Raw genomic sequence first — 18,242 nt, forward strand, 5'->3', positions numbered from 1 at the left:
ATTTTATTTTATTTTATATTTTCTAGATATTTCTCTTTCAAGGTCTCTTCTTTTAATATCTTCTCGGCGGTCATAAATTTTTTTACCTTTAGCTAAAGCCAACTCAACCTTAGCCAGTCCTCTTTCGTTAAAATAGACCTTGAGAGGGATAAGAGTATAACCCCTTTCTTGGACCTTTCCTGCTAATCTTTTGATTTCTGATTTTTTAAGCAAAAGTTTTCTTGTGCGTGTAGGGTCAAGGTTTTGAGCTTCCCGACTATGGGGATAAGGGCTTATATGCATGTTATAAAGAAAGATTTCTCCGTTGACGATTCTAGCAAAACTATCATTAAGGTTTGCCCTTCCCAATCTTAGAGATTTTACTTCACACCCATGAAGCTGAATACCAGCCTCGTAAGTTTCTTCTATATTATATAGATGATACGCTTTTTTGTTTGTACACACTACTTTCATATGTTTTATTAAAATAACACAGATAGTTTGCCTTGACAAGAGAAATAATTTTGCTAATATCCTTTTAAAGGGTTTTGCAAAGATTGTATTTTTAGGAGGTTTGTTATGGTTGCTGAAAAAGCTTTGATTTTATGGTTTGACCAGATTTCTAAAGATGATGTGCCTTTGGTAGGAGGTAAAAACGCTTCTTTGGGAGAAATGTATTCTAATCTTACTGAAAAAGGCATCAAGGTACCTTATGGTTTTGCGGTTACTGCTGAGGCCTATCGATATTTTATAAGAGAAAACCATTTAGACGATAAAATCAAAGAAATTTTAAAAGGGCTTGATACGCATGATGTATTAGACCTACAGAAGAGAGGAAAAAAGATAAGAAACCTTCTTCTTAAGGCCAAAATGCCTGAAAAACTTGAATTAGCTATAAGAGAGGCTTATGCTGAGCTTGAAAAAAAATATGGAAAACACGTAGACGTAGCGGTAAGGTCCTCTGCTACAGCCGAAGACCTTCCAGATGCCTCTTTTGCCGGGCAACAAGAGACTTTCCTTAATATAAGAGGGGTAGACAACGTAGTAAAATATGTGCAAAAATGTTTTGCTTCCCTTTTTACCGATAGAGCTATTTCCTACCGAGAGGACAAAGGATTTGACCACTTTTCTGTTTATATCTCAGTAGCCATCCAAAAGATGGTAAGAAGTGATGCTGCCTGCTCAGGGGTTATGTTTACTTTAGATACAGAAAGTGGTTTTAGAGATGTGGTTTATATTACTGGAACTTGGGGGTTAGGTGAGGCCTTAGTTCAGGGTAAGGTTACTCCTGATGAATACTATGTGTTTAAGCCCACTTTAAAACAGGGTTTTCGCCCTATATTGTCTAAAAAATTAGGGTCTAAACACCTTAAGATGATTTACGGAGATGATCCTAAACATCCTATAAAGACTGTAAAAACTACCAAAGACGAAAGATTAAGTTTTGTGCTTACCAATGATGAGATTTTGCAACTTGCTGAATGGGCGATGCTTATCGAAGAACATTATGGAAGGCCGATGGATATAGAATGGGCTAAAGACGGAGATGGAAAGACTGTAGGAACTGGTGAGATTTATATCGTTCAAGCAAGGCCTGAAACTGTACACGCTATAAAAGAGTTTAAATTTTATGAGGTTTATAAACTAAAGGGAGAAGGTAAAGTCATTTGCACCGGTAAGGCGGTAGGTAGTAAGATAGGTCAGGGGAAAGCGAGGGTTATTTTAAGTTTAAATGATATTGCTAATTTTAAGACAGGTGAAATTTTAGTAACTGAGATGACAGATCCTGACTGGGAACCTATCATGAAAAAGGCCTCAGCTATCATCACTGACAGAGGTGGAAGAACTTGCCATGCAGCCATCGTTTCAAGAGAGCTTGGCATTCCTTGTATTGTAGGGACAGAGAAAGCTACCCAACTTATTAAGACCGGGGATAAGATTACCGTAGATTGTTCTCAGGGGGAGGTAGGTAGGGTATTAGAAGGATTGGTAGAGTATGAAGTTGAAAGAATAGACCTTGAGAACCTTCCTGAAACCAAGACTAAAATTATGATGAACGTAGGTATTCCCGAACAGGCCTTTTCTCAATGCCAGTTGCCAAACGATGGTGTAGGCCTTGCTCGTATAGAGTTTATCATCAGTTCTCATATAGGTATACATCCCTTGGCTTTGATTAATTATGAAAAACTTAAAGAAGAAGCCAAAAAAGATAAAGAAATAGAAAAAGTAGTCCATATAATAGAGGAGAGAGCTTATAACTACAAAGAAAAGGCAGAATTTTATGTTGATAAGCTGGCACAAGGTATAGCTATGATAGCCGCTGCTTTTTATCCTAAGGATGTTATCGTAAGACTTTCAGATTTTAAAACCAATGAATATGCCAATTTAGTAGGGGGTTATCTTTATGAACCGGTAGAACATAACCCTATGTTAGGTTGGAGAGGAGCTTCCAGATACTATGATCCGAGGTTTGAGCCTGCTTTTGCTTTAGAATGTAAGGCTATTAAAAAAGCCAGAGATGAAATGGGGCTTACCAATATTAAGGTGATGGTGCCTTTTTGTAGAACAGTAGAAGAAGGAAAAAAAGTTGTTCAGGTGATGGAAAAATATGGGCTTAAACAGGGAGAAAGAGGCTTAGAGGTATATGTGATGTGCGAAATCCCAAGTAATGTTATCTTAGCCGAAGAGTTTTCTCAAGTGTTTGATGGTTTTTCTATCGGGTCAAACGATTTAACTCAGCTTACCTTAGGATTAGATAGAGACTCTGAATTAGTTTCTCATATCTATGACGAGAGAAATCCAGCTGTTAAAGCCTTGATAAAACAAGTCATTAAGACCGCCCATAAGTTTGGCAGAAAGGTGGGAATTTGCGGTCAAGCCCCCAGTGATTTCCCAGATTTTGCTGAATTTTTAGTAGAATGTGGGATAGATTCTATGAGTCTTTCACCAGACACCATAGTTAAGACCAGACTTTTAGTATCTGAAAAAGAAAAGGAGTTGAAAAAGAAAAAGTGAGAAGCCTTTGGCTTACTTGTTTTTGGTTTTTATGGTTTTGTGCTTGTTCTTTAGCAGAAGTAACGATAGGCATATTGCCTTTAAAGCTTGAGGCACCCTCAGAATATACTTATTTAAAAGAGGCTTTAGAAAATCAGCTTTATCATAGACTGTGGGTGCCTTCTCAAGTAAAAACAGTGCTTTTAAACAAGGAAGAAGGATTTTCAGGTTTAGACTATCTCCTCTCTTTAGGGCTAAAGGTTGAGAAAGATTACGTAGAAATTAAATTAAAACTTACAAACTTAAAACTTGAGCCAGAAGAGGTTTTGGTTAAAGAAGAGAAGGTTCCAAGGGATGGGCTTTTTCCTAAGATAGCCCTTTACTGTGAGGAGATAAGAAGAGCCATTTTAGAGCCTAAACCTCAAACTCCTGCTATCAATCCTATCTCTGGGGGGTATCCGTCTGGAGTCAATCCTTCCGCAGTTTCTATCCCTTCAACAGAGAAAAAGACTACCAAGCCTCAAGTGATAGAAGAAAAGAAATCCTTTTTAAGCAGGATCAACCCTTTTGAAAAAGTTTCAGATTGGTTTTCAAACCTTTTTGCTAAAGAAAGTGAATTTAAGATAACCGTTCTTATCCCTTCTCCTCCCCCACCTCCTGGGGTGGTATTATCTCAACAGCCTTCGATTCATCAACCTCAAGTATCTTTACCTCCACCTAAAACAAAAACTTCTTCCCATCAGACTCCACCTGCATTTGATACAACTTTACCTACTCAGCCTCAGCCATCTTTTTGGCAATGGTTTTAACCATGAAAAAGAAAAAACCGCAAATCTTTATCCGCCCTTACAGTAAAAAGAAAAAAAGTAAGTTAAAAAAGTTTTTTTTCACTTTGCTTTTGGTCCTTTTAGGCCTTACTTTTTCCACCTTCTTAACCCTAAACTTTTTGATTAAAAGAGAATTAGCAGAGATAGAAAACCTAAAAAAAGAGAATACTTACTACGAAGGAGAGATAAAAAAATTAACTTCTAACGATGAACCTTACGAAGAAATTTTAAGGACTAAATATGGGTACATAAAAGAAGGCGAAAAGATCATTATCTATTCTATCAACCCAACTCAAGAAGAAAAAAAACCTTAATATAATTAGGAGGCATGTATGAACTATAGAGTGTTAGAGGGTTTTTTTGAGGGAGAAGACGTTAAAGTAGGGATAGTGGTAAGCCGTTTTAATGTGTTCATCACTCAGAAACTACTTGAAGGGGCTTTAGATGTGTTAAAAAGGCATAAGGTAAAAGAAGAAAATATTTATATAGCCTGGGTGCCAGGGGCTTTTGAGGTCCCTCTTGTAGCCAAAAAATTAGCTAAGACACAAAAGTTTGATGCGGTCCTATGTTTAGGGGCTGTGATTAGAGGAGCTACCCCTCATTTTGAATACGTAGCTGCAGAGGCTTCAAAAGGGGTTGCTCAGGTGATGTTAGAGACTGAGGTGCCAGTAATCTTTGGTATTCTTACTACAGATACGATAGAACAAGCCATAGAAAGGGCTGGAACCAAAGCAGGTAATAAAGGGGCTGAGGTAGCTTTAAGTGCTCTTGAGATGATAAGCCTTTTAAAAAAGATAAACCAAATTTAAGGGGTAAGGACTATGCTTAAGACCTTGAGGGATTTTGACCTTAAAGGTAAAAAAGTTTTTATAAGAGTTGATTTTAACGTCCCCTTAGAAAATGGTAAGATTTTAGATGATACTCGTATTGTGGAAAGTCTTCCTACTATCCTGCATGTGCTTCATTCCTACGGAAAGGTAGTACTTTGTTCTCATTTAGGAAGGCCTAAAGGTAAAAGAGTGCCTGAGTTTTCCTTAAGACCGGTTTATGAGTATCTAAAAGAGGTTTTAAAAGATAGGATAGTAAAATTTTTAGAAGACCCTTTAAGCTTAGAAGTAGAAAAAGAATTAGAGAACCTTAAAGAAGGAGAGGTTTTGCTTTTAGAAAACGTTAGGTTTTATGAGGGAGAAACTAAAAACGACCCAGAGTTTGCTAAAGCCTTGGCTAAGTTTGCAGACATCTATATTAACGACGCTTTTTCTGTGTCTCATAGAGCTCATGCCTCGGTAGTTGGTGTTCCTCTTTTGGTTAAAGAAAAGGGGATAGGGTTTCAGATGGAAAAAGAGTTAAAGTATCTTTCTAAGATAGTGGGAAAGCCTGAAAGGCCTTTTTATGCGGTAGTTGGAGGAAGCAAGGTATCTACCAAGATAGGGGTTTTAAAGACTTTACTTAACAAACTTGATAAGCTTATCATCGGCGGGGCGATGGCTAATACCTTTCTTGCTGCTAAAGGGTTTTCTGTCGGGGATTCCTTTTTAGAAGAAGAGTATATAGAAGTAGCTAAAGAAATATTGAAAGAAGCCAAAGAAAAAGAGGTTAAGATTTATCTCCCAGTAGATGTAGTAATAGAAAACAACGGACAAGTTTTGGATAAAAGCTTAAAAGAAATCGTAAAAGAAGACAAGGTTTTTGATATAGGAAAAGAAACGGTAAGGCTTTTCTGTAGAAGTCTTGACGGTGCTAAGACGGTGGTTTGGAACGGACCTTTAGGCTATTTTGAAAAACCACCTTTCGATAAAGGAACCGTTGAGATAGCAAGAAAAATCGCCTCTCTTACCTGTACTACCATAGCAGGAGGAGGGGATACCCTTTCTGCCATAAAACATGCCTGTGTGGAAACTGGATTTTCTTATGTTTCTACGGCAGGTGGGGCTTTCTTAGAATACTTAGAAGGTAAAGACCTGCCTGGAATTATAGCCCTAACCAAATAATAGAATAGGGGTTTGAGATATGAGGCAGATCCTTTTAGCTGGAAACTGGAAGATGCACAAAACCTTGGCTGAAGTTAAGGCCTATTTTGAGGTTTTTCTTAAAGGATTAGAAAAAATAGACCTCTCAGGAAAAGAAATAATGATAGCCCCACCTTTTACTGCTTTAGCCTATTCAAGAAAACTAACCGAGGGTTCACCGGTAAAACTGGGAGCTCAAAATGCCTGCTGGGAAGAAAAAGGGGCTTTTACCGGGGAAATTTCTCCTATGATGCTAAAAGAACTGGGGATCGAGTATGTTATATTGGGGCATTCGGAAAGAAGACATATTTTTGGTGAAACCGATGAGCTTGTGGCTAAAAGAGTAGAAGGAGTTTTTCGGTTAGGTTTAACCCCGATCCTTTGTGTAGGAGAGACTTTAGCAGAAAGACAAAACCAGAAAACCTTAGAGGTAGTAAAAAGACAGGTAGAAATAGGTTTAAAGGGAATTAAAGAACTTTCTCAAAGAGATTTAGTAATAGCCTATGAGCCTGTTTGGGCCATAGGAACAGGGATTACTGCAACCCCTGAACAGGCAGAAGAAGTCCATAGTTTTATAAGGGACTCACTTTTAAGGCTTTATGGCGAAGAAATAGCCAACAAAATAAGGATCCTTTACGGAGGAAGCGTTACTCCAGAAAACATCGCAAGCCTTATTAACCAACCTAACATAGACGGTGTTTTAGTAGGTGGAGCTTCTTTAGACCCTGAAAAATTTTTAAAAATCTGTAGCGTAACCCTTTAAAGAAAAGGAGGGTATTTTTATGTCAGAACAGTGCTCTATACCTGATTATACGGACTTACCCCAAGAAGTATTAGAAATACCTAAAAAATATAAAAAACTGGTGATAGTAGGGGCAAGCCATAATCCTGAGCGTCCAAGCTATCAAGTGATGGAATACCTTTTAAAAGAGGGGTTTGAAGTAATTCCTGTAAACCCGGTAAGAGAAGAGATCCTTGGAAAAAAGGTATATCCTTCTTTGTCTCAACTTCCAGAAGGATTTCATCCTGAAGTAATAATTATTTTTAGAAAACCTGAGATGATTTTACCTGTAGTAGAAGAAGCTATACCTTTAAAACCTAAGGTAATTTGGATGCAAGAAGGGGTGATAAACGAAGAAGCCAAAAAACTTGCTGAGGCTAACGGGATAAAGGTAGTAATGAACAAGTGTTTTAAGAAAGTCCATATGATAGGGAAAAAGTAGGTACATAGATGACCGAAGGTTTACGTGAGGTTGAGGTATACGCTGATTTAGAGAATTTTAGGAAGGTCTTTACCAAAAACAAACAAGAAGTCCTTAAGTATAATCTTTCAGACTTTGTGTCTTTATTAGCCACAGTTCCTATACCCAAACTGTTTTCTGGTCTATTTTTAGAGCTTATAGTAAAACTTTCTGAGGCGCTTTACTGGAAAAGCTGTCTTTTGCTAAACACCCCTCCTAAGGAAGAAGTGAACCCTGATGAAGAGTCTCCTCAGGAAGAAGAGTTTTTTAGAAAAAGGGAGTTTTGTTATTATCAACTTATACCCTTTGATAGAGTGCTTGAAGAAAAGATATTCTTACCCCAAAGCCCGGATATTCATATAGACCCTACCGAAGTTTTAAGTAAGGAAGAAACTCAGCAGGCGCTTAACCTTCTTCTTCAGGCCTTTATTCGGGTGCTTGAAAGAGAAAATTTAAAGACCGAGGTTTTAGAAAGGTTACCCCATCTTTCGATAGAAGATTACATAGAGGAGGTTCATCAGTTTCTACAAAAACGTCCCTCATTTTATTTTAAGGAGTTTTTAAGGACTAAGAGGGTAGACCTTTTAAAGGTAGTCTGTTATTTTTTAGCCTTGCTTTTTATGTGCTTCTATGAACAATGTAGACTCGTTCAAAACCATGAACAAGAAGATATTTTGGTAATTAAGATTTAAAGTTAGTTTTACCTAAGATATGTGAAATATTTAACAATCAGTTTAAAAAGGGATGGTAGAGATTAGAGATTTAATTATAAAAATCACGTTATTCCGAGGATAGAGAGGTTGGTGGATGAAGTATAAAATAAAGCATTATTCTGAAAAGTGTTCTGGTTGTGGGGAGTGTGTTAAGGCTTGTGCAGAAAGCCATGGAGGTTTAAGCAATTGTGCCATTTATGAGGTTGAGGGTAAGTTTTATTACTTTTCTTGTCTGCAGTGTAAAAGGCCTCAATGTGCGTCGGTATGCCCTGTAGGTGCTATAGAGAAAGATGGTGATGTGGTTAAGCTTTATCCAGAGATATGTATAGGCTGTAGAAATTGTGAGGAAGCCTGTCCTTTTGGTGTGCCTAAATATAACAAAAAAACAGGTAGGATAAATAAATGTGACCTCTGTGTAGAAAGAGTAGCTTCAGGATTTTTACCTTATTGTGTAGAGGCTTGCCCTAACCAAGCTTTAAAATTGATAAAAGAAACCCCTAAGTCTAAGGAGGAAAAGGAATAGATGAGCGGATACCAGGGGATTTTTCTGTTTGGATTTTTACTTTTTATTCTTGGAGCTCTATTGGTTATTCTTAATAATTTTTTAGCGTTAAGAAGGTATAATTCAGACAAGTTTAAACCTTACGAATGTGGAATAGACGTTTCTTGGGATGCAAGGATACCGCTTAAGATAAAGTTTTATTTAATAGCGGTTATCTTTTTAGTTTTTGATGTAGAATTGGTTTTCCTTTATCCTTGGGCGGTGGTTTTTGAAGACCTTGGGTGGTTTGGTTTTGTTGAGGTGGTAGTTTTTGTGTTTTTATTGTTGGTAGCTTATGTTTATGCTTGGAGAGAAGGAGCCTTGAAATGGGAGTAGAAAAGTATACCGTAGAGATAGCCCCTGGGGTTAGGCAGGTTCCTGGTGCTCCGGTGGTGGTTACTACCTTAGACAAGGTGATAAACTGGGCTAGGGCTGGTTCATTGTGGCCCCTTACCTTTGGGCTTGCCTGTTGTGCGATAGAGATGATGGCAACCGGTGCGAGCCACTATGACCTTGACCGTTATGGTATCATTTTTAGGGCCACCCCTCGTCAAGCAGACCTTTTGATAGTTGCAGGTACGGTAACCAAAAAAATGGCACCTATCGTAAAAAGGGTTTATGATCAGATGCCAGAGCCTAAATATGTTATAGCTATGGGTAGTTGTGCCTGTTCTGGGGGTGTTTTCCAAACCTATGCGGTAGCCCAAGGGGTAGACCAGTTTTTACCGGTAGACATCTATTTACCTGGTTGTCCACCTCGCCCTGAGGCTTTGATTTATGCTTTATTAAAATTGCAAGAAAAGATTAAGAAAGAGACTAAAAAATGGGGTTATTGGAGATAGGTTTATGCACATTTATGAGGAATTGAAGGCTAAGTTTCCAGAAGTAGTGTTAGAGGGGTTTTACGGGATAGATTGTGAAGTAATCATATGTAGAAGAGAGGGATTTTTAGACCTTTTAACCTGGCTTAAAAACGAAAAAGGTTTTATCCATCTGATAGACCTTTGCGGGGTTGATTACTTAGGATATAAATCTAAAAATTTTGAGGAAAGGTTTGAGGTGGTTTATCATGTGTATAACCTTGAAGAAAAGAAACTCTTAAGGTTAAAAGTGAGGGTCCCAGAAGAGGACCTTTGGCAATACTCTATAACCTCACTTTGGAAGGAGGCTAACTGGTTTGAAAGGGAGTGTTTTGATATGTTTGGTATTGTGTTTAAAGGACATCCAGATTTAAGAAGGGTGCTTATGCCTGAAGACTGGGAAGGATATCCTTTAAGGAAAGACTATCCTCTTTTCCCTGAAGAAGAGGAATGGGAACCTTATAAAAATTTAGTAGAGAAACATAAGAGGAGAGGCTAAAGGATGTCTTTAATATTAGAGGTTAACAAAAAACAAAAGGGAAAAGACGGTTGGGAAGAGCCTTTTTACCTTAACATGGGGCCTCAACATCCTTCTACCCACGGAGTTTTGCGCCTTTTTCTTGAATTAGAGGGAGAAGCGATAGTTGACTGTGATCCTATTATTGGGTATCTCCATCGTGGTATAGAAAAACTGGCAGAAAATCTTAATTACAATCAAACCATCGTGTTAAGCGATAGATTAGACTACATTTCTTCTGCTGCTAACAACGTAGCCTTTGCTCTTGCTTTTGAAAAGCTTATGGGGCTTGAGGTGCCAAGAAGAGCAAGACTTATAAGAACGATCGTTTCTGAGATGGCAAGGATATGTAGCCATTTGCTTTGGTTGGCAACCCATGCCCTTGATATAGGGGCGATGACCGTTTTTCTCTATTGTTTTAGAGATAGAGAATGGTTGTTAAACATTTATGAGAGGATTTGTGGGGCAAGGCTTACCCATACCTATATAAGGGTGGGTGGGGTAAGAAGAGACTTTGATGAAGAGGTGGTTAAAGAGCTTTCTCGGTTTGTAGAGGAATTTCCTAAGAGGATTTCAGATTATGAAACCCTGATAGACACAAACCGTATTTGGCTTAAACGAACCAGAGATATAGCGGTAGTTTCTCCAGAAGAGGCTTTTAATTTGGGGCTTACCGGTCCTTGTTTAAGAGGTTCTGGGGTAGCTTATGATGTAAGAAAATTTAGGCCTTATGATGCTTATGCTGAGGTTGAGTTTGAGGTTCCTGTGGGGCAAAAAGGAGATACCTATGACCGCTATAAAGTGAGGATGTTAGAGCTTCGTCAGTCTAACTGGATTATTAAACAATGTTTGGAAAAACTTCCTGAAACCGAAGGTGAACCGGTATTAGCCGAAGGATCACCAGACCTTCTTATGCCAGAGAAACTTAGGGAGGTTTTTCCCCAACCTCATCCTAAGCTTGGGGTTATGTTTAAGTCTAAAGAAAAAGAAATAGCGCCTTTAGGTGAGGCTTTTGCTTCTATAGAATCCCCAAAAGGAGAGCTTTCTGTCTATGTAATTAGCGATGGTTCCAGTAAACCCTGGAGATTAAGAATTAGAACCCCCTCTTTTGTGCATATTGCTGCTATTCCTCATCTGACCAAAGGACATATGATAGCTGATTTAGTGGCCATAATAGGGACGCTTGACATAGTTTTAGGGGATTCTGACAGGTAAGGAGGAGATATGGAAGACCTTTGGACTAATCTTTTTTGGTTTTTGGTAGGTACGATCATCTTACTGATAGTAAGCCTTTTACATGTAGCTTATCTGACTTATGCGGAAAGAAAGATAATCGCCAGGATGCAACAGAGACTTGGCCCCAACAGGGTAGGCCCAAGAGGGCTTCTCCAACCTATAGCCGATATGTTAAAGCTTCTTACCAAAGAAGACCTTATACCTTCTCAGGTAGATAAACCGATTTTTTATGTGGCTCCTTTTATTTCTTTGGTTTGTGCAGGTACGGGAATGGCTTTGGTTCCTTTGTGGGAAAACTTTGTTATAAGCAACATCAACGTAGGTATTTTATTCATTTTAGCCTTAAGTTCTTTAAGCGCATACGGGGTTATCCTTTCAGGATGGGCTTCTAACTCAAGGTATGCCTTTTTAGGAGGGCTTAGGGCAAGTGCTCAGGTAATCAGCTATGAGATAGCGATGAGCCTTGCACTTTTAAGCGTGGTTTTGATGGCTGGATCCCTTAACTTAGGAGATATTGTTAGAGCTCAGATAAATTCTCCTTTTAAGGTTTATCTTATTCCTCAGTTGATAGGTTTTTTTGTTTTTATCGTTTCAGCTGTGGCTGAATGTAACCGCACTCCCTTTGACCTTCCTGAGGCTGAGACAGAGCTTGTGGCAGGATATTTTGTAGAATACTCAGGGATGAGATTTGCTCTTTTCTATCTGGCAGAATATTTTGGAATGGTTGTGATGAGTGCCCTTGCGGTAACCTGTTTCTTAGGAGGATGGGCAGGTCCTTTTGAGGTTCCCTATATACCTTTTTTCTGGTTTGTGGTAAAGCTTTATGCCTTGCTTTTCTTTTACATTTGGATAAGGGCTACCCTTCCCAGATACCGTTACGACCAGCTTATGGACCTTGGCTGGAAGGTGCTCATTCCTTTAGGTTTGGCAAATCTTTTTTTAACCGCTTTGATAAAACTGGTTTTTTAGGAGGAAGTTAAAGGTGGGCAAACTGATTGAAAAAATTTTCTTGATAGAAATTTTAAAAGGCTTAGCTTTAACCCTAAAAAAGCTCTTGTTTGCCAAACCGGTTACCATAGAATGTTATGATAAGGTGGTCCCTCAACCTTATTTAGGTTTTAGGGGAAGACACGCTTTGGTAAGGAATGAATTAACCCAAAGTCCTATTTGTATTGCCTGTCATAGATGTGAAAGGGTTTGTCCTTCTAAGTGCATCTATATTAAAACTATAGAGGTAGAAGAAAACGGTAAAAAAAGAAAAAAATTGGCTCAGTATGCCATAGACGCCTCTAAATGCGTATATTGTGCCTATTGTGTAGAGGTTTGTCCTGTGAATGCTTTGGTGCTTACTGAGTTTTATCAGTATGTAGGAGAAAGTAGAGAAGATCTTTATTTTGACCAAGAAAAGCTACTTAAAAACTGGGATGAGTTTATCGCTAAAACCGATAGGCCTTATTTTAATCCCTTCTGGAGGCCTAAAGGTATTCCAGATGAGTTCTTCCCAGTAGTAAAAAGAAAGTTTAAAGGGGTTTAAACATGGGGTTAGGAATAGATTTAGATATGATTCTTTTTGGTTATTTAGCTTTAGTGATGGTAGTTTCAAGTGGGCTTGCAGTTCTGTCTAAAAATCCGGTTTACACCATACTTTTAGTATTAGTGATGGTGGTTCATCAAGCCTTTTTGTTATTGACCCTTGGGTCAGAGTTTTTGATGGCTGTGCAGTTGATCGTGTATGCAGGGGCGGTGTTGGTGCTGTTTTTGTTTATAGTCTATTTGATAAACTTAAAAAAAGAGACCAAACAAAGCATATTTATTAGACGGTTTAGTCTTTGTTGTTTGGTTTTTTTGGTGTTTGCAGGTTTTATGATAGCTAATCTATATTTAATCTACGGAGCTCAGAAGTTTAAACAGGGGGCCTTACCTTTTAATCCTTTAGAAAAGGACAATCTTTGGTGGATAGCCCATTACCTTTTTAACTACTATCTTTTACCTTTTGAAATCATCGGGGTGATACTGTTGGTAGCGGTGTTAGGAGCGGTTTTTTTGGTAAGAAAAGTTAAAACTACAGAGGAGGCTTAGAGGTAAAAATGTTAACCTTTGAGGCATATTTGGTCCTTTCTTTGATTTTGTTTTTGATAGGCCTTTTTGGGTTTTTGATGAGAAAAAACATCATCGTGGTTTTAGTCTCGGTAGAGATTATGCTTAATGCTCTTATCATTCTTTTTGCAGCCCTATCCCATTTTAACAAAGACATAACCGGTTATGTTATGGTGTTTTTTATCATAGCGATGGCAGCGGCTGAGGCTGCGATAGGTTTAACTTTGGTCGTTTTGATTTATAAGAAACTTAAAACCATCTACACGGATGAAATAAACCATTATAAGGGGTAGTTTTTATGGCAGAACATCCTTATGAGTTGATAACCCAGTTCAATTTTTGGGTTTTTTTGATACCCTTTATACCCCTTTTAGGGAGTCTTTTTACCTTAGTTTTTGGAAAAAGATATTTAAAAGAAAAGGCACACCAGATACCGGTTTTAGCTATTTTTATAAGCTTTTTGATTTCTATTAAGGTTTTATTTGAGGTTGTTTCAGGGAAGGTTTTTGATTTTGACCTTTATGTTTGGATTTCAGCCTCTGATCTAAAAGTGGGTTTGGGTTTTTTGGTTGACCCTCTTTCTATCGTAATGACTACGATGGTTCTTTCACTGTCTTTTCTTATTCATGTTTATTCCATTGGTTATATGTATGGAGATCCTGGTTATTATCGGTTTTTCTCTTACATTTCCCTTTTTACGTTTAGTATGTTGATGTTGGTTCTTTCTAACAATGTCCTTCAACTTTATTTAGGTTGGGAGGCAGTAGGTCTTTGTTCTTATCTTTTGATAGGTTTTTGGTATGAGAAAAAAAGCGCAGCCAACGCAGCTAAAAAGGCTTTTATCGTTAACAGGGTGGGGGATTTTGGATTTGCTCTTGGGGTGTTTGCCCTGTTTTATTTTACCGGGACCCTTTACTACCAAGAGATATTTACAAAGCTTCCTTTGCTTTCTGAAAAGTATTTAGAGTTTTTGGGTTTAGAGATACATGTACCTTTTTTGATAGCCTTTCTACTTTTTTGTGGGGCTATGGGTAAAAGTGCTCAGTTTCCGCTACATACCTGGCTTCCTGATGCGATGGAAGGCCCAACTCCGGTTTCTGCTCTTATCCATGCAGCTACGATGGTTACCGCAGGGGTTTTTATGGTAGCAAGGCTACATGGTCTTTTTGAGCTTTCTCCTTACGCTATGGGGATGGTAGCCTTGGTAGGAGTATTCACCTGCTTTATGGCTGCAACCATAGCCCCTACTAGGTTTGATATAAAGCGGATTATAGCCTATTCTACCATGTCTCAATTAGGATATATGTTTATGGCCTGTGGAGTAGGAGCCTTTGCAGCAGGTATTTTTCACCTTTTTACCCATGCTTACTTTAAAGCCTTGCTTTTCCTTGGTGCAGGAAGTGTGATCCATGCAGTTCATACCAACGACATAAGACAAATGGGGAGCTTAAGAAAATATATGCCCTATACCTTTGCTACTTTTTTGATCGGTGCCTTGGCTTTAGCTGGGGTTCCAGGGCTTTCGGGATTTTTTAGCAAAGACGAAATCCTTGCGATGGCTTATTTTTCTCAATACCCTTGGGGTAAGTTGGTCTGGGGGGTAGGACTTTTGGTAGCCTTTTTAACCGCTTTTTATACCTTTAGGTTGGTTTTTCGGGTGTTTTTTGGAGAATATAACGGTAGAAAGGATTTTCATCCCCATGAGTCTCCAAGGGTCATGATAATCCCTCTGGTTTTAATAGCTGTAGGAGCGGTTTTTGCTGGTTGGTTAGGGGTGCCTCATTCCTTAGGTGGAAACCCGGTGTTTTTAAACTTTTTAGAACCGGTTTTAGGGCACCCTAAAACCTTACCGATAGACCATCATACCGAGTATCTTTTGATGGCCCTTTCAGTAATGGCTGCTTTTTTAGGTATCTTTTTAGCTTGGGTAGTTTATCTTAAAAAATCTTGTCTTCAGTTTTGGTTATCACAAAAATTACCTTCGGTCTATCGGTTTCTTTATGGTAAGTGGTATTTTGATGAACTTTATGATGTACTTTTTGTGCGTTCTACGTTGTGGACAGCAAGATGGATAGTAAATAAGATTTCAGACGGTATTTTGATAGAAGGGGCTATAAACGGCACTGCCAAATTGATAAGCCTTGCAGGTTCTGGTTTAAGGATAGTGCATTCAGGGGTGGTGAATCATTATAATACTTTTATTTTGGTAGGTGTTATTCTTTACTTTATTTTGTATTTTTGTTTAAGATAGAGGCGGAGGAAGGTTTATGGAGTTTTTACAGAATAATTTGCTTTCCTTGATATTATGGCTTCCTTTATTAGGAGCTTTACCTATTTTCTTTTTAGGGAAAAATTCTGCACATACAGCTAAATGTATAGCCCTTTTTACGATGATTATAGATTTCGGCTTATCTCTTTTGCTTCTTTTTTCTTTTGATTTCCAGAATCCTGGGTTTCAGTTTGTAGAAAAAAGAGTTTGGATAGACTTTTTAAACAGCTATTATTTCCTTGGAGTAGACGGGATAAGTATTCTTTTTCTACCCCTTACCGCTCTCACTACTTTACTTTGTATAACCATTTCTTGGAACTCAATCAAAGATAAAGTAAAAGAGTTTTATTTAGCCCTACTTTTTACTAACATAGCCATTGTAGGCACCCTTTGTGCTCTTGATTTACTACTTTTTTATGTTTTTTGGGAGGCTATGCTTATCCCGATGTATCTTATTATCGGTATTTGGGGTGGGCCCAGAAGGATATATGCTACCCTTAAGTTTTTCCTTTATACTTTTTTTGGTTCAGTTTTTATGTTAATCGCTATCGTTTATCTTTTCATTAAGTTTGGCACGTTTGATTATACTAAGCTTTTAGGGGTAGTAAACGGTGGTTTAGTAGAGAAGTTGTTGTTTTTAGGGTTTGCCTTGGCTTTTGCGATTAAAATTCCTATGTGGCCTGTTCACACTTGGTTACCTGATGCCCACACTGAGGCTCCTACTGCAGGTTCGGTTATTTTAGCAGGAATTTTGATTAAACTTGGGGCTTACGGTTTTATCAGATTTGCTTTGCCGATGTTTCCGAACGCAGCCCAAGAGTTTGCCCCATTGTTACTTTTGCTTTCGGTGATAGCCATTCTCTATGGTGGTTTAGCCTGTCTTGCCCAGGATGATTTAAAGAGGCTTATTGCTTATAGCTCGGTTAGTCATATGGGTTTTGTAACCTTGGGAATTTTTGCTTTTAATCCTATAGCTATGAAAGGGGCTATTTTACAGATGATTAACCATGGGATAGTAACCGGGGCTTTGTTTATGTGTGTAGGAATAATATATGACCGCACTCACAGCCGTGCCATCAGTTATTATGGAGGTCTTGCCTCTGTAATGCCTCTTTATGCAGCTATCTTTATGATTTTTACTTTAGCCTCAATAGGTCTTCCAGGGACCAACGGGTTTATAGGCGAATTTTTAATCCTATTAGGGACTTTTTTTACCAATAAACTTTTGGTAGCCCTGGCAGCGTTAGGACTTATTATAGGGGCAGGTTATATGCTTTGGCTTTATCAGAGGGTGTTTTTTGAAAGGGTCAACCCTAATCTTGAAGGGTTAGCCCCTTTAAGACTTAATGAAGTTTTATCCCTTCTTCCGATGCTGGTTTTAGTGTTTTTGATAGGACTTTATCCTAACCTTTTTTTAGACTACATGACATCTTCTATAGAACAGTTGCTAAGCAATTTAAGATTTTAGGAGGCTTAAAGGCATGACCATAGAACTTAATTTTGGGGTAATCCTGGCTGAACTTCTTTTTTTGATAGTAGTGTGTTTTATTTTCCTTTTTGACCGAATTTTTAAAAACAAGGGATATGCCTTTTGGTTAAGTCTTTTATCTTTTTTGGGAGCAGCCTTTTTACTTCTAATCGCACCTTTTGGCAATTTTACGTTAAGTTATCAAAGTGATTTTTTTTCTACAGTTTTTAAGTTTTTAATCTTGTCTGGTGCTTTTTTAATCCTCATTCTTTCGAGAAACTATCTTATTCATCATCCCAGCCTTAATTATGGAGAGTATTATGGATTTCTTTTGCTTTCTCTGGTAGGTGCTTTTCTTATGCTTTCTTCGATGGACCTGGTTACTATGTATTTAGCGATGGAGCTGATGAGTTTTCCTGTTTATCTTTTGATAGCCTTAAACTTTGCTCAGGAAAAAAAGTCTTTGGAAGGGGCGTTTAAGTATTTTTTAGCTGGAGCTATAGGTTCAGTATTTTTACTTTTAGGGATGGGATTGGTTTATAGCTTTACTGGGTCTTTGTTTTTTATGCAGATAGCCCAGAGTTTGTTTAGTAAAGCAGCTAATTCTTATATGCTTTTAGGTTTTCTGTTTATTTTAGTAGGGTTTTCTATCAAAATGTCCTTTGTGCCTTTTCATATGTGGGCTCCTGATGCCTATGAAAGTGCTCCTTTACCTATCACCTCTTTTATCGCTTCGGTGGTTAAGTTTGTGGTAATAGCCTGTTTGATAAAGCTGTTGTTAGTAGCTTTTATTCCTTTAAAGACACAGATAGGGCAGATGCTTATTCCAGTAATTTTACTTACGATCCTTATCGGGAATGTTTTGGCTATTAAACAAGACCATCTTATACGCATGCTTGCCTTTTCTTCTATCGCCCATGCAGGATACGCTGGTTTAGGGTTGATTAGCGGAGACCTTATAGGCTATAGTTTTACCCTTTTTTATCTTCTGGTTTATCTTGTCATGACCATAGGAATGTTTAGTGTAGCGGTGTTTTTAGCCAACTATAAAAAAGATCTTCTTTATATTCCTAAGATGGCAGGTTTGAGTCAGGTTTCCCCTGGGATTAGTTTTTTAACCTTGATATTTATGTTTTCCTTGGCAGGAATACCTCCTACCGCAGGTTTTATGGGAAAATTTTACCTTTTCCTTGGCTTGATAAAATCAGGTTATGTTTGGGTAGCTCTTTTAGCTATACTTTTTTCAGTTATCGGGGCCTATCCTTATCTTAGGGTTTTAAAGTTTATTTATATGGAAAAGACTGAGGAAAGCTTTTCCTATCGTTGGGAGGCTGGGGTTTGGTTTCCTGTTAGTTTAACCGCCTTTCTTATCCTTTTGATAGGAGTATATCCCAAACCTTGGGCAGATATGGTATACCAAACCCTTTACTTTTATCTTACCTTTCTTTTTTATCCTTACTAAATTTTTAGGAAATCTTTTCCGATTTGTGT

Annotated in this window: 21 protein-coding genes; 20 read left to right on the forward strand and 1 reads right to left on the reverse strand. The window is 38.1% G+C overall.

Annotated features, from left to right (window positions below):
• Positions 1–3 precede the first annotated feature (3 nt).
• Positions 4–453: an SsrA-binding protein SmpB gene (gene smpB / locus F1847_RS00720; protein ID WP_150071202.1), complete on the reverse strand. Its 450-nt coding sequence runs from the start codon at positions 451–453 to the stop codon at positions 4–6.
• A 105-nt stretch (positions 454–558) separates the two neighbouring features.
• On the opposite strand from smpB, the gene ppsA reads away from it, so the two are divergent.
• From ppsA to F1847_RS00820, 20 genes are all read left to right on the forward strand, one after another.
• Positions 559–2,994 (forward strand): phosphoenolpyruvate synthase, encoded by a 2,436-nt coding sequence (gene ppsA, locus F1847_RS00725; protein ID WP_150071203.1) that lies wholly within the window; start codon positions 559–561, stop codon positions 2,992–2,994.
• Positions 2,991–3,782, forward strand: coding sequence for a hypothetical protein (locus tag F1847_RS00730; protein ID WP_150071204.1), 792 nt, complete (start codon positions 2,991–2,993; stop codon positions 3,780–3,782). Before ppsA ends, F1847_RS00730 begins: the two co-directional genes overlap by 4 nt.
• Before the next feature lie 2 nt (positions 3,783–3,784).
• Positions 3,785–4,114, forward strand: a complete 330-nt coding sequence (locus tag F1847_RS00735) for a septum formation initiator family protein (RefSeq protein ID WP_168194227.1) — start codon at positions 3,785–3,787, stop codon at positions 4,112–4,114.
• Positions 4,115–4,132: 18 nt separating this feature from the next.
• Entirely contained in the window at positions 4,133–4,609 is a 477-nt protein-coding gene (gene ribE / locus F1847_RS00740; RefSeq protein WP_150071206.1) for a 6,7-dimethyl-8-ribityllumazine synthase, read from the forward strand.
• Positions 4,610–4,621: 12 nt separating this feature from the next.
• A complete protein-coding gene (gene pgk / locus F1847_RS00745; protein WP_150071207.1) occupies positions 4,622–5,791 on the forward strand; it encodes a phosphoglycerate kinase in 1,170 nt (389 codons plus the stop codon).
• 19 nt (positions 5,792–5,810) lie between these two features.
• Positions 5,811–6,572 carry a triose-phosphate isomerase gene (gene tpiA / locus F1847_RS00750; protein ID WP_150071208.1) on the forward strand — a complete coding sequence of 254 codons (762 nt, stop codon included), beginning with the start codon at positions 5,811–5,813 and terminating at the stop codon, positions 6,570–6,572.
• 19 nt (positions 6,573–6,591) lie between these two features.
• Positions 6,592–7,032, forward strand: a complete 441-nt coding sequence (locus F1847_RS00755) for a CoA-binding protein (RefSeq protein WP_150071209.1) — start codon at positions 6,592–6,594, stop codon at positions 7,030–7,032.
• Between the two features lie 8 nt (positions 7,033–7,040).
• Positions 7,041–7,742, forward strand: coding sequence for a hypothetical protein (locus F1847_RS00760; protein WP_150071210.1), 702 nt, complete (start codon positions 7,041–7,043; stop codon positions 7,740–7,742).
• Positions 7,743–7,857: 115 nt separating this feature from the next.
• The gene (locus F1847_RS00765; RefSeq protein WP_150071211.1) at positions 7,858–8,286 is read left to right on the forward strand and encodes a 4Fe-4S dicluster domain-containing protein; all 429 of its coding nucleotides are present in this window, start codon (positions 7,858–7,860) and stop codon (positions 8,284–8,286) included.
• Positions 8,287–8,640, forward strand: a complete 354-nt coding sequence (locus tag F1847_RS00770) for an NADH-quinone oxidoreductase subunit A (RefSeq protein WP_150071212.1) — start codon at positions 8,287–8,289, stop codon at positions 8,638–8,640.
• Positions 8,631–9,146 carry an NADH-quinone oxidoreductase subunit B gene (locus F1847_RS00775; RefSeq protein ID WP_150071213.1) on the forward strand — a complete coding sequence of 172 codons (516 nt, stop codon included), beginning with the start codon at positions 8,631–8,633 and terminating at the stop codon, positions 9,144–9,146. Before F1847_RS00770 ends, F1847_RS00775 begins: the two co-directional genes overlap by 10 nt.
• Positions 9,147–9,150: 4 nt before the next feature.
• A complete protein-coding gene (locus tag F1847_RS00780; RefSeq protein ID WP_150071214.1) occupies positions 9,151–9,663 on the forward strand; it encodes an NADH-quinone oxidoreductase subunit C in 513 nt (170 codons plus the stop codon).
• A gap of 3 nt (positions 9,664–9,666) precedes the next feature.
• On the forward strand, positions 9,667–10,896 hold the full coding sequence (nuoD, locus tag F1847_RS00785) for an NADH dehydrogenase (quinone) subunit D (RefSeq protein WP_150071215.1): 1,230 nt from the start codon (positions 9,667–9,669) through the stop codon (positions 10,894–10,896).
• A gap of 9 nt (positions 10,897–10,905) precedes the next feature.
• Positions 10,906–11,886, forward strand: coding sequence for an NADH-quinone oxidoreductase subunit NuoH (gene nuoH / locus F1847_RS00790; RefSeq protein ID WP_150071216.1), 981 nt, complete (start codon positions 10,906–10,908; stop codon positions 11,884–11,886).
• Positions 11,887–11,899: 13 nt separating this feature from the next.
• Positions 11,900–12,451 (forward strand): NADH-quinone oxidoreductase subunit I, encoded by a 552-nt coding sequence (locus F1847_RS00795; protein WP_150071217.1) that lies wholly within the window; start codon positions 11,900–11,902, stop codon positions 12,449–12,451.
• 2 nt (positions 12,452–12,453) lie between these two features.
• Positions 12,454–12,996: an NADH-quinone oxidoreductase subunit J gene (locus tag F1847_RS00800; protein ID WP_150071218.1), complete on the forward strand. Its 543-nt coding sequence runs from the start codon at positions 12,454–12,456 to the stop codon at positions 12,994–12,996.
• A gap of 8 nt (positions 12,997–13,004) precedes the next feature.
• A complete protein-coding gene (gene nuoK, locus F1847_RS00805; RefSeq protein ID WP_150071219.1) occupies positions 13,005–13,307 on the forward strand; it encodes an NADH-quinone oxidoreductase subunit NuoK in 303 nt (100 codons plus the stop codon).
• A gap of 5 nt (positions 13,308–13,312) precedes the next feature.
• Positions 13,313–15,265, forward strand: coding sequence for an NADH-quinone oxidoreductase subunit L (gene nuoL / locus F1847_RS00810; protein WP_150071220.1), 1,953 nt, complete (start codon positions 13,313–13,315; stop codon positions 15,263–15,265).
• Between the two features lie 16 nt (positions 15,266–15,281).
• Entirely contained in the window at positions 15,282–16,751 is a 1,470-nt protein-coding gene (locus F1847_RS00815) for an NADH-quinone oxidoreductase subunit M (RefSeq protein ID WP_150071221.1), read from the forward strand.
• 13 nt (positions 16,752–16,764) lie between these two features.
• Positions 16,765–18,213 carry an NADH-quinone oxidoreductase subunit N gene (locus tag F1847_RS00820; protein ID WP_150071222.1) on the forward strand — a complete coding sequence of 483 codons (1,449 nt, stop codon included), beginning with the start codon at positions 16,765–16,767 and terminating at the stop codon, positions 18,211–18,213.
• Positions 18,214–18,242: the final 29 nt, after the last annotated feature.

Source organism: Thermodesulfobacterium sp. TA1, assembly GCF_008630935.1.
Lineage (GTDB): Bacteria > Desulfobacterota > Thermodesulfobacteria > Thermodesulfobacteriales > Thermodesulfobacteriaceae > Thermodesulfobacterium.

Coding starts and splice junctions, on each gene's coding strand:
- nuoL (WP_150071220.1), top strand. CDS start 13,313: ATGGCAGAACATCCTTATGAGTTGATAACCCAGTTCAATTTTTGGGTT.
- nuoD (WP_150071215.1), top strand. CDS start 9,667: ATGTCTTTAATATTAGAGGTTAACAAAAAACAAAAGGGAAAAGACGGT.
- pgk (WP_150071207.1), top strand. CDS start 4,622: ATGCTTAAGACCTTGAGGGATTTTGACCTTAAAGGTAAAAAAGTTTTT.
- F1847_RS00735 (WP_168194227.1), top strand. CDS start 3,785: ATGAAAAAGAAAAAACCGCAAATCTTTATCCGCCCTTACAGTAAAAAG.
- F1847_RS00820 (WP_150071222.1), top strand. CDS start 16,765: ATGACCATAGAACTTAATTTTGGGGTAATCCTGGCTGAACTTCTTTTT.
- F1847_RS00755 (WP_150071209.1), top strand. CDS start 6,592: ATGTCAGAACAGTGCTCTATACCTGATTATACGGACTTACCCCAAGAA.
- F1847_RS00770 (WP_150071212.1), top strand. CDS start 8,287: ATGAGCGGATACCAGGGGATTTTTCTGTTTGGATTTTTACTTTTTATT.
- F1847_RS00765 (WP_150071211.1), top strand. CDS start 7,858: ATGAAGTATAAAATAAAGCATTATTCTGAAAAGTGTTCTGGTTGTGGG.
- ppsA (WP_150071203.1), top strand. CDS start 559: ATGGTTGCTGAAAAAGCTTTGATTTTATGGTTTGACCAGATTTCTAAA.
- smpB (WP_150071202.1), bottom strand. CDS start 453: ATGAAAGTAGTGTGTACAAACAAAAAAGCGTATCATCTATATAATATA.
- F1847_RS00775 (WP_150071213.1), top strand. CDS start 8,631: ATGGGAGTAGAAAAGTATACCGTAGAGATAGCCCCTGGGGTTAGGCAG.
- F1847_RS00760 (WP_150071210.1), top strand. CDS start 7,041: ATGACCGAAGGTTTACGTGAGGTTGAGGTATACGCTGATTTAGAGAAT.
- F1847_RS00815 (WP_150071221.1), top strand. CDS start 15,282: ATGGAGTTTTTACAGAATAATTTGCTTTCCTTGATATTATGGCTTCCT.
- tpiA (WP_150071208.1), top strand. CDS start 5,811: ATGAGGCAGATCCTTTTAGCTGGAAACTGGAAGATGCACAAAACCTTG.
- ribE (WP_150071206.1), top strand. CDS start 4,133: ATGAACTATAGAGTGTTAGAGGGTTTTTTTGAGGGAGAAGACGTTAAA.
- F1847_RS00780 (WP_150071214.1), top strand. CDS start 9,151: ATGCACATTTATGAGGAATTGAAGGCTAAGTTTCCAGAAGTAGTGTTA.
- F1847_RS00800 (WP_150071218.1), top strand. CDS start 12,454: ATGGGGTTAGGAATAGATTTAGATATGATTCTTTTTGGTTATTTAGCT.
- nuoK (WP_150071219.1), top strand. CDS start 13,005: ATGTTAACCTTTGAGGCATATTTGGTCCTTTCTTTGATTTTGTTTTTG.
- nuoH (WP_150071216.1), top strand. CDS start 10,906: ATGGAAGACCTTTGGACTAATCTTTTTTGGTTTTTGGTAGGTACGATC.